General features: G+C 34.8%; 8 protein-coding genes and 2 other annotated features. Of the genes, 2 read left to right on the top strand and 6 right to left on the bottom strand.

The genetic code is table 11. The features are described from left to right. Positions 1-190: 190 nt before the first annotated feature. Positions 191-775, top strand: coding sequence for a TetR/AcrR family transcriptional regulator (locus tag AC1Q8L_RS01780; RefSeq protein WP_000044993.1), 585 nt, complete (start codon positions 191-193; stop codon positions 773-775). 1 nt (position 776) lies between these two features. Next, positions 777-1,862 carry a DUF418 domain-containing protein gene (locus AC1Q8L_RS01785; protein ID WP_001093111.1) on the top strand — a complete coding sequence of 362 codons (1,086 nt, stop codon included), beginning with the start codon at positions 777-779 and terminating at the stop codon, positions 1,860-1,862. Between the two features lie 52 nt (positions 1,863-1,914). Here AC1Q8L_RS01785 and ileS read toward each other — a convergent pair whose 3' ends face one another. The 6 genes from ileS to AC1Q8L_RS01815 all read right to left on the bottom strand — a co-directional run bounded on the left by ileS (position 1,915) and on the right by AC1Q8L_RS01815 (position 14,288). Beyond that, positions 1,915-5,016 carry an isoleucine--tRNA ligase gene (gene ileS, locus AC1Q8L_RS01790; protein WP_000416527.1) on the bottom strand — a complete coding sequence of 1,034 codons (3,102 nt, stop codon included), beginning with the start codon at positions 5,014-5,016 and terminating at the stop codon, positions 1,915-1,917. Positions 5,017-5,069: 53 nt separating this feature from the next. Further along, positions 5,070-5,310 (bottom strand) — a binding site (T-box leader). A 92-nt stretch (positions 5,311-5,402) separates the two neighbouring features. Beyond that, positions 5,403-9,605: a bacteriocin-processing peptidase family protein gene (locus AC1Q8L_RS01795; protein ID WP_098311660.1), complete on the bottom strand. Its 4,203-nt coding sequence runs from the start codon at positions 9,603-9,605 to the stop codon at positions 5,403-5,405. A 378-nt stretch (positions 9,606-9,983) separates the two neighbouring features. Beyond that, a complete protein-coding gene (locus tag AC1Q8L_RS01800; protein WP_000451275.1) occupies positions 9,984-10,862 on the bottom strand; it encodes a class I SAM-dependent methyltransferase in 879 nt (292 codons plus the stop codon). A gap of 176 nt (positions 10,863-11,038) precedes the next feature. Beyond that, entirely contained in the window at positions 11,039-12,727 is a 1,689-nt protein-coding gene (gene argS / locus AC1Q8L_RS01805; RefSeq protein ID WP_000384925.1) for an arginine--tRNA ligase, read from the bottom strand. Positions 12,728-12,772: 45 nt separating this feature from the next. Beyond that, positions 12,773-12,987, bottom strand: a binding site (T-box leader). A 40-nt stretch (positions 12,988-13,027) separates the two neighbouring features. Next, positions 13,028-13,804, bottom strand: coding sequence for a class I SAM-dependent methyltransferase (locus AC1Q8L_RS01810; RefSeq protein ID WP_000637460.1), 777 nt, complete (start codon positions 13,802-13,804; stop codon positions 13,028-13,030). 49 nt (positions 13,805-13,853) lie between these two features. Next, the gene (locus AC1Q8L_RS01815) at positions 13,854-14,288 is read right to left on the bottom strand and encodes a BrxA/BrxB family bacilliredoxin (RefSeq protein ID WP_000063706.1); all 435 of its coding nucleotides are present in this window, start codon (positions 14,286-14,288) and stop codon (positions 13,854-13,856) included. Positions 14,289-14,370: the final 82 nt, after the last annotated feature.

The raw sequence follows: 14,370 nt of genomic DNA on the forward strand, positions 1-14,370 counted from the left end.
AAATTTTCTCAATATTTATGTGTAAAGTGAACACAATATTTTAGAAATATATTTCTAAAGCAATTCCTTAACTCTTAAACTTTTTAAATGACTTTGTAAAAAACAGGCCACTTTTTTTTACCTAACGGTAGGTTGAAAAAAATATTAATGAATGATACGATTTATATAACCTTTTTTAGGAGGCTTTATTATGAGCAAAAGTGCAGAAACACTCTCTTCAATTATGGAAGCAAGCTATCGACTGTTTGCCGGACATGGTATTACCAAAACGACTTATTCAATGATTGCTGAAGAAGTCGGAATTGCTAAACCGTCCATTTATTATTACTTTAAATCTAAAGATACATTAATCGAATGTATTTTCACAGAATTATGTGCTGCGATGCAGTTTTCTTCCTTCTTCCATACAGAAGAGTTTACGAAAGAAAATTTTATTGAGAAATGCATTGAAATTGGATTCAAAATAATTGATGAACAGCAGAACGATCCTTATTTTAATCGTGTGTTGCAAGAATATGTATTACTATCTTCAAGAAATGATATGTACAAAGATCGATTACTAACTGTGCAAACAGAATATTTACAAGGGTTTGAATCACTCCTTACAAAAGCAAATGAGCTTCAATTGATTGAAAATAAAAATCTAGTTTCAAAAGCTCATATGTTAGCATTAGTGCTTGATAATGTCGGGAATTTTATGATGTTACATGTGGATATAGATTATAGACAAATATGGATGGAAGCTGTAAACAGTATTTTTGAAAGAAGGGATTGAATTGAATACTAAAAAACGAATTATCGGCTTAGACTTTGCTAGGGCCTTGGCGATGTTTGGTATGCTGCTTGTTAATTTTATGGTGATAACAGGTGCAGAAGGAAATGGTCCCCCATTTTTAATAACCTTCATGTCACTTTTTGAAGGTAGAGCTTCTGCCTTGTTTGTTATACTTGCTGGAATTGGAATATCTTTAATGACTAGATCCTCTATTGCTAGAAATGAAAAAATAAAAATTTCTAATAGCCGAAAGATCATATGGAAACGGGCACTATTCTTATTTATTTTAGGATTACTTTTATACGTAATGGAGTGGACTGGGGATATATTACACTACTATGGTGTTTACCTTTTCGTTGCTGCCTTACTCATTACAGTCCGAAAAAAAGCATTACTCTTCTTATCTATTATTATCCTACTCTTGGCACAATCTCTTCAGCTTACTTTCAATGCTTTCGAAGGTTGGGGAGGCCCTACTCCATTTATAAACTATGTAGACTTCTGGACAGTTAACGGTTTTCTTCGCAATTTATTCTTTAATGGTTATCACCCTTTTTTCCCATGGTTTTCATTCTTCTTAATCGGTATGATAATTGGCAGATTAGATCTTCATAATAAAAAGATTAGAGATAGGTTGCTCTTGCTCGGTATTACATTCACCATACTGATAGAACTTTTATCAAAAGGGCTCACGTACTACTTCATTCCACACATTGGCAAAGCAGCTGCTACATTTTTGTTTAATACAGGACCCATTTTACCAAATGTATTGTACATTTTATCTGCAACAGGATCTGCTATTGCTATATTAATACTTTGCCTCTATATCACTGAAAAATATGAAAATAATTGGTTTGTTACTTCCATTATACAAACAGGTCAATTAACATTAACTCATTATGTAAGTCATGTATTTATCGGGATCGGGACATTAATTCTATTCAATAGAATGGAACATCAAACACTACTTTTCGTTTTATTATTTACTACTGTATTTTTCATTTTCAGTATTTTGTTTAGCGTATTATGGAGAAAGAAATTTTCTAGAGGACCTATCGAATGGATTATGAGGAAATTAGCTAGTTAATTTACCTCCATACGAAAAAGGAAGTTGGAATCATTCCAACTTCCTTTTTTCTTTAATTAGCTGCACTTAATTTAATTCTAAATTTTGTTTCACCTAAAGAAAGTTCATCGTCTTCGTTCGTTAAGTGACCAAATGTAAATTGTTTAACGAGTAAGTTTTCTTCCAATAAATCTTTATGGTTCGTTAACGTTCGTTGTAGTTCTTCTTCTGTATCGAGAATAACATCGACTCGTAAATTAACTGGTAAATTCAACTGTTTACGATATTCTTGAACCGCACGAATGAATTCACGCGCTACTCCTTCTTGTAACAATTCTTCTGTTACATTCGTATCTAACATAACCGTATATTGTCCGTTAGTCGTGTTAGAGAATCCTGATTTTGCAACTTTCTCAACTAACACATCTTCAGCAGTTACAACTACTTCTTCTCCTGGTGTTGCTTCGTAAACTGCTCTTTCTGTTGATACAAAGTTTTGTACTTCTTCTTGTGATAATTGTTTTAGCCAACCATTCACTGCATTCACATTTTTACCGAATTTCGGCCCCGCTGTTTTAAAATTAAGCTTCAATTGATATGATGTGTATTTTGTTTCATCGAGTTCAACATGGAACGCTTTTACATTTAACTCATCCATAACGATATCACGATAAGATTCCCAATCCATATCATTCTCGTTATGCTCAAGTAATACAAGTTCTGCTAGCGGCTGTTTTACTTTTAAAGAATGCTGATTACGGTTACTTCTTCCAAGTTCAACAACTTGTAAAACAGCATCCATTTCCGCTTCTAATTTCGGCTGAAGTAGTGATTCATTTACAACTGGATAATCAGCTAAATGAACGCTACTTCCTTCTAAATTAAGATGAATGTCTTCCGCGACAAACGGTGTGAATGGTGCAATTAATTTACTAATTGTTACAAGTACTTCATGAAGTGTCTCATACGCAGCAGCTTTTTCAGCGTTCATACCAGATTCCCAGAAACGATTACGTGAGCGTCTTACATACCAGTTACTCACTTCATCTACTAGTACTGCAATTTCACGAGCTGCATTCGTAAATTGATAATCATCAAGTGCTGTTCTCACTTTTTTCGTTGTACTATGCAATCTTGATAATACCCATTCGTCTAATTTTGTAAGCTTTACATCATACGTTTCTTTCGGATTATACTCATCTAAATTTGCATATAAAACGTAGAAGCTATACACATTGACTAATGTATCTACAAATTTAGATTTCGCTTCCAGTACTGTTCTTTCAGAAAAACGCTTCGCATTCCACGGGGCACTATCAACAAGTAAAGCCCATCTTAGCGCATCTGCACCAAACTTATCTACTAAATCAACTGGGTCTAGTGCATTCCCTTTACTTTTAGACATTTTCTGTCCTTCTTCATCTAAAACATGCCCTAATGATAACACTCGTTTATACGGTACTTTTCCTGTATATAGTGCTGATACTGCTAATAAACTATAAAACCAGCCGCGTGTTTGATCAATTCCTTCAGCAATAACATCCGCTGGAAACTGCTCTTCAAATAACTCTTTATTTTCAAATGGGTAATGATATTGTGCAAATGGCATGGAACCACTATCAAACCAAACATCAATCACTTCTGGTGTACGATTCATTGTTCCTCCGCATTTCCCGCAGCAGACTTGCACTTCATCTACATACGGCTTATGCAATTCCAAATCTTCCGGTGTTTCTTTCGTACTATGCTTTCTTAATTCGGCAATGCTCTTCGGTGCGAACTGATGATTACAACTTTCACATTCCCACACGTTTAATGGTGTTCCCCAATATCTATTTCGACTAATATTCCAGTCCACCATATTTTCTAAAAACTTTCCAAAACGTCCATGTTTCATATGATCCGGATACCAAGTAACAGAATCATTATTTTGTAAAAATGTATCTTTAATTGCAGTTGTTCGGATTAACCAACTTTCTCCTGCATAATAAAGTAGTGGTGAATCACAACGCCAGCAATGCGGATAGCTATGTTCATATCTTTCTTTATGATACAGTAAACCTTCCTTCGCTAAATAACGAACGATATCCACATCACAATCTTTTACAAATTTCCCTTTTAAAAATGGTACTGCTTCTGTATACTCACCTTTTTCATCTACAACGTGCAAGAATGACAGTCCTTCACTTTGAACGATTCTATAATCGTCCTCTCCATATGCTGGAGCAATATGAACAAGTCCTGTACCACTATCCGCTGTTACAAAATCTGCTGCGATAACGCGGTAACCATTTGTAACTTCTTTCATCGGAAATGGTGCTGTATAAGATGTGTTTAATAATTCTTCGCCTTTATGAACAGATAATACTTCATAGTTTTCTTTTAATACTTCTTGTACACGTTCTTTCGCAACAATGTATACATGACCTTCTTGTTTTGCTTTAACGTATTCCATATTTGGATGTACAGCAAGCGCAACATTTGCTGGAAGTGTCCAAGGCGTTGTTGTCCAGCCTAAGAAATACTCATTTTCACTATCTTTCACTTTAAACTTCACTGTTGCACTTAAATCTTTTACTGTTTTATACCCTTGTGCCACCTCATGTGAGCTCAATGAAGTTTGGCAGCTTGGGCAGTATGGTGAAACTCTATGTCCTTTATATAACAATCCTTTTTCATGGATCGTCCCCAAAATATTCCATACACTTTCGATATATGGATTCTCTAAAGTTACATATGGATCATCCATATCTACCCAATAACCAATACTTTCAGTGAATTCACGCCACTGCTTTTCATATGTGAAAACACTCTCTTTACACTTTTGAATAAATGGTTCAATGCCATATTCTTCGATCTCATGTTTACCAGAAATACCAAGTTGCTTCTCAACACCTAGTTCTACAGGTAAACCGTGTGTATCCCATCCTGCTTTTCTTACTACTTTATAACCAGCCATCGTTTTATATCTTGCTACTAAATCTTTAATTGCCCGACCAAGTGCATGGCCGACGTGTGGTAAACCGTTCGCCGTTGGTGGCCCTTCATAAAATACGAAAGACTGTGCGCCTTCTCGATTCTGAATTGATTGTTCGAAAATATTTTGTTCGTTCCACTGTTTGCGAATTCGCATTTCTCTTCCTACAGCTGATTCTTTTACATCTACTTTTTCCATATACAATCACTCCTTTGAATATTTTAAAGCACACAAAAAACCCATCCCTATAAAGTAGGGACGGGTTTACCCGCGATACCACCCTAATTCTATTAGCTTTTTCACTAATAGCACTTAGCAACGTACTATCATACGTGTTCTTTGTAACGGTAGACATCCGTCCGGGCTTACTTACTTTCAGCCTCGGCTCCTCGGAGATGATTTTCAAATAACGTCTGCCCACCGGCTTTCAGCAATATACCGGCTCTCTGGAGAACAGTTCACTATTTTACTCTTTCTCGTCTTCAGATTTGTATACTTTATTAAAAGTTATTTTATGCCATTTGACAACTAATTGTCAACTAATTCAAAATATATGCTTATCCTTATCCCCTATTCTTATACAATTACTTTTCAAATTCTCGCAATGCTGCTAAATTTTCATCATCCTCAATAAGTTCAGCAAAAAATCCCGATTCATCCTCACGAAGGACAATTTCAAGCTCTTCCTTCGCCTCTTCATTTCTATTTAACTGTGCTAAATAACAAGCACGATCATATCTTGCTAACAAATCATTTGCATCCATTGTTAATACTTCATTTGCTATTTTTTCTGCCTTTAGTGTTTGGCCGGCACCATGATATGAAGACGCTAAAGAAAGGAGAATTGCTGTTTCATTTGGATGATGTATAGAAGCATTTTCTAATACATGAATTGCCTCTTCAAACCTTTCTTGACTTTGATACATTTCTCCTAAAGCAAGAAATGCTCTACTTACGAACGGTGTTTGCTCCGTTAATTGTAAGGTCATCTTTTCTGCTTTTCTTTCTTCCCCTGCTTTAAAGAATACTTGTGCTTGCAGAAGAAGTGTATCATAATCATCTGGTAGTTCTCGAACCATTTGCTTCGTTAATTCCAAAGCATCTCTTAACATATCTTCTTCCTCGCACTCAACGAAAAGATTTACAAGTTGCTTCGCTACTTCATAATCCCATCTATTTTCTAGTGACGTGTGCAGAATCTCTATTGCTTCTTTATTCATCTCTACATTCTCATAAAATAGCGCAAATCGCTGTGCTGCCATACTATTTTTCGGATTTAACTTTAAAGAGATTTCATATAAATCAATTATCATAGTAACCATTGAAATTTCTTTCGCACGATTTTTCATACGATAAAAAGCTCTCGTAATGATAGATCGTTTCGGCTGTTCATGCAGCTGGCGTTCAATCCATATTTCCGTAACCGCAGCTGCAGCATACATGAATGCTGTACTTCTTTCTGCTTTTTTCACCTTTAACGTATGAAGAAAATCTCGTATGTTAGACAATTTTTTATGTTGCTCTACTGCTTTTACATAAACATCAAATATACGTTCATTATCAAAATCTTTTTGTATTACTTTCATTGCAACTTCAATTGCTTTTACATTTCTTTTTTTCACTAATACTTTTGCATAATGATATAGAACTTCTATATGCTCACCATCTAATTGTAGCGCGTATTCAATCTGTGCTTGTTCTTTATCTATTTCATTCATCGCTCCGTACACATATGCAATCGCATCTAAACGCCATATTTCAGGTACTTCTTCCTCTAATTGTTCTAGTTCAGTCAGCAATTCTTCCTGAAGATTCATATCTACTGAAAGCTGTGCCAAATATTCCATATTAATATGCAACGGCTCTTCCTTCATCGCCTGAACCATATGACTTTGTTCTTTAGAACGGTTTTCTTCTTTTTCGTATATTTCCGCAAGCTGTAAATGTACACCTACGAAATTCCCATCAAGCTCTAAACATGTTTCATACGCTTGTTTTGCTTCCGTCAATTGCCCTAATGCCATAAGTGTTTCACCAATTCGGTAATACGGTAATGCCGTTTCCTTTTGTTCTATCGCCTTATTATATCTTTTCATCGCTTGGCCGTACTGTCCAATAGATTCATATAAAATACCTGCATAACAACCGTACTCACTTACTTCATTACTTTCTTTGTGTAACGTTCTTAAAAACGCTATACCTCGTTGTACAAATTCCGTTCCTTTAATTCGATTCACATATTCATCTAACGCACTTGCTACATTATAATCGCTTTTCTTTATACCATTTTCTAACTTAGATAGCGCTACTTTAAACCCTTCTTCATTTCCACCAAGTTCAAGTTCAGCATCCCATAAAACCATTCCTGCATTCATGAGGAAATCTTGGCTCTTTTCAATTTGCTTCTCAAGACCAAGAATGTATTCTTTTGCTTCCTTGTATTGTTCTCTTGCCATATACACTTGTGTAAGTCCGAAGTGAGAATAAACATCCTCATCGTTTTCTTCTAAAGCACGCTTATACAATACTTCTGCTTCTTCCAAGCTATCATTTTGAAAATGATAGTCACCTAATTTTACGTAAAGAGGTGCTTTATCATCACAATTCTCAATACCGTTTAATAAAATTTCTTTCGTACTTTCCTCATCCTTCAAATCAGATTCGTATATTTCCGAAAGTTTCGTATAAATGTAAGGTGCATTACTATCCAAATGAATCGCTACTTTAAGCCCTTTTATTGCTAAATATAATTTTCCTAGTTGATGTGCACATCTCGCTCGTTCATACCATACATGTGCTTCATATTTATACTCTTTTAACAAGTCATTAAAGATTTCATATGCTTCTTCATATCTTTCTAAATCTATTAATATTAAACCGTGATTCGTTAAAGTGAACCTTTCAGGACTGCGCTCTAACGCAACTTGAGAGTATTGCAATGCTTTTTCAGATTGATCAATATACATATAGGATAAAGCGAGAAAACTCCAAGCAATAGGCTGATCTGCGTCTAATTGTAACGATGAACGAAAGCTTGAAATTGCTTCTATATAACTTTCCTGCTCAAAAGCATATCTTCCATTTATCAAATGATATAATGCACGATTATTTTTCTTCTCAACGCTTGTCAGCATTTGCTCCGCTTTCTCTACTTCCTGAAGACGAATAAAACACTGTGCACCATGCAATTTAACAAAGTCCGAGTTCGGAAACTTTTCCATTAACTTATCGATACAATATAAAATAAATTCTTTATCTACTTCAACATCTAAGTGCTTTATCGTATATAGCCACGTATTTGGATTATCGCTCGTTTCTTTTAAAAATTGTACTAAGTTACTAATTCCCTCTTTGTCATGTTCATCTAAATGATCCGTAAGAGAAAAAATAGATTTAAAATAACGATTTTCTTCCTCACTTAGAAACGCTAGTTGCGCCTTCTTTTCTTTCGGAACAAACGTGATTGCTAAACAGCCTGTATAACGATATTTTTCTTGTAATTTACTATATTCTACAAGAACTGGTTCTATAAAGTTTGAATCTTGAACATAGAAAGCTTGCAATGTATCATCATATCCAGATAGAACTTGTACGTGTGAAGCATGCTCAATATCTATACTTAATAAAACAGGAATTCCTTCATCAATCAGTCTCTTATAATTCTCTTCATTCCCTTTAAAATAACGATATTCATAACCTAATTCTTCTAAATAAGAAACAGTATCTGAAAACTTCGATCCTGTCATATCAAAAATAAACTCTGCTATTTCATCTTGTGTACGTGTCTCTCCCCATATACGCAACATCATCTCTAAACTTGTCGGAACACAATAATTATCCTTTTGTACAATAGGAACTATCGGCAAGTGAACCTTTTTTCCATCCGGATTTTTTTCTAAATTATGATATAAAGATTCTTTTAAACTCTTTTCTTCTTTTAATAGCTTTTGTAAATCTGCAAATTTATTCATTTTGTACAGCGCTTCTGCACGTAAATGTACAAAGTAAGTGTTATAAGCATGATATGGCAGCTGAGTATTTATGTTATCTATTACCGCTAACATCTCTTCATATTGCTCTAAATCTAATAAATACTTTACCTTCTCAAAATGAAAATATGGTACTTGTGGGAACTTTACAATCGCATCATTAATTAACTGTATCGCACGTTTTTGTTCTCCTTTATTTGCATACAATTGTGATAATAAATAGGTAGATAACTCTTCACAATCTTCATGCTGCATGCCAGCAATAAATTGTTCTTCCGCTTTCTCCCATTCGCCTGTATGCATATAAACGTAGCCCCATTTATCAAACACTACGCGCGTACTGTACTCCTCTGCTTTTTGCATATACATTAGCGCTTCTTCATTTCTTTTCATTTCTAAAAGACATCGTACTAATGTAAAATATGTTTTCGCTAAAAAATCTGCATCTATTTCTTCTTTACTTAACTCTTCTAAAGAAGATTTTAACAACTGCTCTGCTTCAAGAATTTTCCGCTCATCAATTAACTCATCACAATATAAAGAGAGCGTTCTCATATTTGGGAATTTTTTATAAGCGTAACGAATGAGGAATGAACTGTATTGGTGCATAAGCCCTTCATCAGTAAGGCGAATTAATATATCGAACTCCTTATGCGAAGTAATATTGGCAAGCCAATTCTTCACATAGGATAAAGTATTCGTTTCTTTTATATATGCAATTTCATTATTTATTTCTTGTAATCCATCTACAAATCTCTTGTCTTTTAAACAAGTTTCTAACTGCTTAAAATCTAGCATGCATTCACCTCGAATTTATATTTATACTGCTACTTGCTTAGATTTTACACACCATATAGTATGTATTCAACTAAAATCTCTTATAATGGATGGTATTAATTAATATTATTCAAATTTATAACAAAATATAGTAAAAATGATTGTTTTTCTCTGTATTTTGTTTGATTATATGGAATAACGTAACATGCGGTTTTTTATCTTGTAGAAGCTGAAATCAGTACATAAAATTATATCGGCGATAATTCAAATATATCAGCGATTCTTTCATTTTATCGGCGATTTTCAAATTATATAGACCGATTCTTAACATTTATCAGCGATTATATGTCGAATATCGACTTATCGACATTAAATGACAATCCTTATATATCATACCTTTTAACATACTATGTCACCAAATGTAATTTTCATATTCGGAGCGTACACTAAAGAAGAATGCACATGAAATATTTTAAAAAATCGTAGTTCAGCTTCATATTGAGCTAGCGCATTATCATATGTTAATCCTCTGCCTATTAAACGTTCTATAAATTGCTGCTTATCACCTGGATTGCCTGCAATCCCCTCTTCTTTTAATGATTGATACAAATCGTTTTTATCATTGTGATGCATATTTGAATCTAAAAAGTTCACTTTATCGCTTACTCTACATTCAATATTTTTCACACCTAATTCACTTAAATATATCGGTATTTTCATGCCTATATTGCCATCTTTACCATTTCTTTGTGTATCACTTTCAAATAAATTCTGCAAAATGCCTAGCTGGATAATTTCCGATTGGTTCTCTCCATCCAAAGTGTATGAAGACATATTTGATATCCAATGTGGTTCAACACAGATTATTTTCCCGCCACTTTTAACTGAATGTATCATTTTTTGTAGCATTGTTTCTGGAGTAGTCATATGTAATAAGAAAGCATGACAGATTGCTATATCGTATGTATCGTTCAATTCAATTTCTATAGCATCTCCCTCCAGAAATTCTGACTCGTACGGAAGTGAACGAAACAACTCTCTCGCTTCAGCTAATAATGTTTCTCCACTATCAATGCCTGTATACTTTGATCCTTCTGGAAGTAAAGGCATTAATAATAAGCCTAAATAACCATATCCACAACCATAATCAACAACATGGACTGGCTCAGAAATCTTCCAAACTGAATTCACTAGAAAACTTACATAATCGATATTGTAATATAAATCTCTCGTATTTTTTAAATACGCTAGTTTACTGTTCCAATCGTATGTTTCCAACCTCTAACGCCTCCTTTTATATACACCCCTTACAATTCTCCATTTAACAAAAACATTCCTACATTTTTAATAATCCCCCCAGAAATTGGTTTTAATAAGGGGAGATTACTGCTTACATGACTCCTATACCAAATAAAAAGGCATACATATCTGTAATGATACATACACCTTTTATGCTACATCTCCTCAGGAGCCTCCACCCCAAGTAAACGTAATCCTTCTTTTAATACAACCGTCACAGCATAAACCAATGCGAGTCTGCTGTCTTTTTCTTTGCTCTCTTCTAATATACGAACATTACCGTAATATTTATTGAACGATTGTGCTACATCTAATACATATTTCGAAATAATCGATGGCTCATTTTTATTGAAAGCTGCTTCAATTATTTGCGGGAATTTATTTAGTAATTTTACGACACTCCAGCTATGATTGTCTTTTAAAGCAAATGTACATGTTTCAAATTCTACACTTTCTTTTCTTAAAATAGAACAAGCACGTGCATGTGTGTACTGTACGTACGGGCCTGTTTCTCCTTCAAATTTCAGCATGTTTTCTAATGAGAATTCAATATTGTGCAAACGCTCATTTTTTAAATCGTGGAAGATGATTGCACCAACACCGACTTGCTTTGCTACTACTTCTTTTTGTTTTAAGTTTGGATTTTTCTCTTCAATATTTTGTTTTGCAAGTTCGATTGCTTCTTCGAGTACTTCTTCAAGTAAAATAACTCTTCCTTTACGTGTCGACATTTTCTTACCATCTTTTAAAATGAAGCCAAACGGTACGTGTTCCATACCATCAACCCAAGTATAGCCAAGTTTTTTTAATACGGTGAAAAATTGATTGAAATGTAAGCTTTGTTCTGGACCAACAACATATAGCGCTTTATCAAACCCATAAGTGTTTTGACGATATAAAGCTGCCGTTAAGTCACGCGTTGCATAAATCGTCGCACCATCTGATTTTCTAATTAAGCAAGGCGGCATTCCTTCTTCTTCTAAATTAACGACTAATGCACCTTCTGATTCTTCAAGCAACTCATGTTCTTCTAAAATCCCAATAAAATCTTCCATTAAATTATTATAAAATGCTTCTCCCTGAAAATTAGTAAATTCTACGCCGAGAAGTTCATAAATGCGCGAAAATTCTTTAAGGGACTCATGACGGAACCAATTCCAAAGCTCTACCGCTTCTTCATCACCTTCTTCTAATTTCTTAAACCAAGCACGTCCTTCTTCTTCTAGTTCTTCGTCGTCTTTTACCTCTTCATGGAATTGGACATATAACTTAAATAGCTCACGTATTGGATCTTCTTTAACTACTGCTTCATTTCCCCATTTTTTATAAGCCGTAATTAATTTTCCAAACTGTGTTCCCCAATCTCCTATATAATTAATCCCTACAACTTCATAGCCACATTTTTCAGCGATATGTTTCAGCGAATTTCCTATCATTGTAGAACGTAAATGCCCCATCGAAAAAGGTTTCGCGATATTAGGAGAGGAATAATCAATTACTACTGTTTTTTCACAGCCAAAGTGGTTTTGACCGAACTCTTCTTTCTCCGCTAAAACTGTTTTTAATACTGCATCACTTACAGTTTCACGATTGAAAAATACATTTACATAAGGACCAACGGCTTCTACTTTCGTAAAAAACGGATCATTTAATTTCTTAGCAACTTCCTTTGCGATAAGAGCTGGTGCTTTTTTATATTGCTTCGCTAATGAAAAGCATGGGAACGCTGCATCTCCAAATTCATCTTGTTTCGGTGTTTCAATTAAATCTAAAATTTGTTTTTGCGTTAATTCATTCGTGAAAATATTAGATAAACTTTCCGCAAACTGCATTTTATAATCCATGATACAACCTCCTTATTTTTTAAAACACAAAAAACTCGTCTCTAAAAAAGAGACGAGTTTTAACCCGTGGTACCACCCTTGTTGTTCGTTACGAACCACTTTCCCGTTTATAACGAGGACAGGGGGCCTCGGCTTTCTCTACTATTCGTTCAAGAAGCATCTCCGAAGTGCGCTTCATCTTTTTCTTCCGTACTAGGCTCACACCATCCCTAGCTCGCTTTCCTTCTAAAAAAGACTACTCTCTTCATCACAGACAGTATATTTAATTAATTATTGCTTATTATACATCTTTTCAAACAATTAGCAAGGGTCAATTACACCAAAGTGAAACTTAGCACTTTTTCTTTTGTATACATGAAAATTGTGTTTTTCAAATCTAGAACTACGAAAATGATCTTTTAAAACGACACGTTTTCTCGCCACTCGTTTTGCCTCCGCAATTGTTTCGTCAGTAATATCATGATACAAAGCGAATTGTTTTAATCCTTTAATTCCGTCAGATTCTATGACAGTTTCTTCAAACATCGGATCAAGGTAAACGACATCATAACTATTGTCTTCACATTGCGCTAAAAATGAAAAATGCTCCGTTTGCTTTACTTGGATTCTTTGCATTGCTTCATCAATTTCAGAAACGGATGAAGACCATGTTTTCAAACCATTTTCCATAATATAAGCCATATACTCATTGCCTTCAAGTCCTGTTACTTTTCCGCTTTCACCAACCACATAACTAGCTACAATACTATCTGATGCCATCCCGAGCGTACAATCTAACACTGTCATTCCTCTCTCTAATTGCGTGGCTTGTACAAACGGATCGTGTTCTCCACGCATTAACCTTTTCACACGAAACATCGCTGAGTTCGGATGAAAGAAAAACGGTTCTTCCGTACCTTTTGGATAAATAGCTAATCGGTTCTTCCCTACGACAAGCACATCTTGTTCATACTGCTCATGCAGCTTATGTACTGGTATGTCATTACGTTTAACGAAAGAAGCATTTAATTCTGCTGCTACCTTGTTTGCATAATCTGTCATTTCTTTGTTTGTTCTTCCAGCTGTTGTTACGATCATTGTTTCACCTCTATATAAAGAAAAGAGGGAGATTTACTCTCCCCCTTCTTTAGCAATTCTTTTCGAAAGCTTGCTCTAAGTTCGTAATAATTTCGTCCATAGTTGCACCTTCAATTTCATGACGGTGAATGAAGTGAACAACTTCTTTTCCTTTTAATAATGCCATAGATGGTGAAGATGGAGGAATTTCTCCGAAGTATTCACGCATTTTTGCAGTAGCATCTTTATCTTGACCTGCGAATACAGTTACAAGATGATCAGGTTGTTTTTCAGCACGAACAACCGCTTGACCTGCTGATGGACGTGCTAAACCAGCTGCACAACCACAAACAGAGTTTACAACTACTAAAGTTGTACCTGATGTATTTTCCATAAATTCTGTTACAGCTTCTTCTGTAGTTAACTCTTCAAACCCAGAACGCACTAACTCTTGGCGCATTGGGATTACCATTTGGCGCATGTATTCTTCATAAGCATTTGACATCTTGTAATCTCTCCTTCAACTTTCATTCCAAATTCATCATATCACGCTCTATTAATAGGTGCAAAAGAAAGATAACGATGAT

This window comes from Bacillus sp. GW823-FHT06A11, assembly GCF_058795355.1.

Excerpts from the sequence above, each read along its gene's own strand:
- AC1Q8L_RS01795 (WP_098311660.1), bottom strand. The coding sequence starts at position 9,605 with ATGCTAGATTTTAAGCAGTTAGAAACTTGTTTAAAAGACAAGAGATTT.
- AC1Q8L_RS01780 (WP_000044993.1), top strand. The coding sequence starts at position 191 with ATGAGCAAAAGTGCAGAAACACTCTCTTCAATTATGGAAGCAAGCTAT.
- ileS (WP_000416527.1), bottom strand. The coding sequence starts at position 5,016 with ATGGAAAAAGTAGATGTAAAAGAATCAGCTGTAGGAAGAGAAATGCGA.
- AC1Q8L_RS01815 (WP_000063706.1), bottom strand. The coding sequence starts at position 14,288 with ATGTCAAATGCTTATGAAGAATACATGCGCCAAATGGTAATCCCAATG.
- argS (WP_000384925.1), bottom strand. The coding sequence starts at position 12,727 with ATGGATTATAAAATGCAGTTTGCGGAAAGTTTATCTAATATTTTCACG.
- AC1Q8L_RS01810 (WP_000637460.1), bottom strand. The coding sequence starts at position 13,804 with ATGATCGTAACAACAGCTGGAAGAACAAACAAAGAAATGACAGATTAT.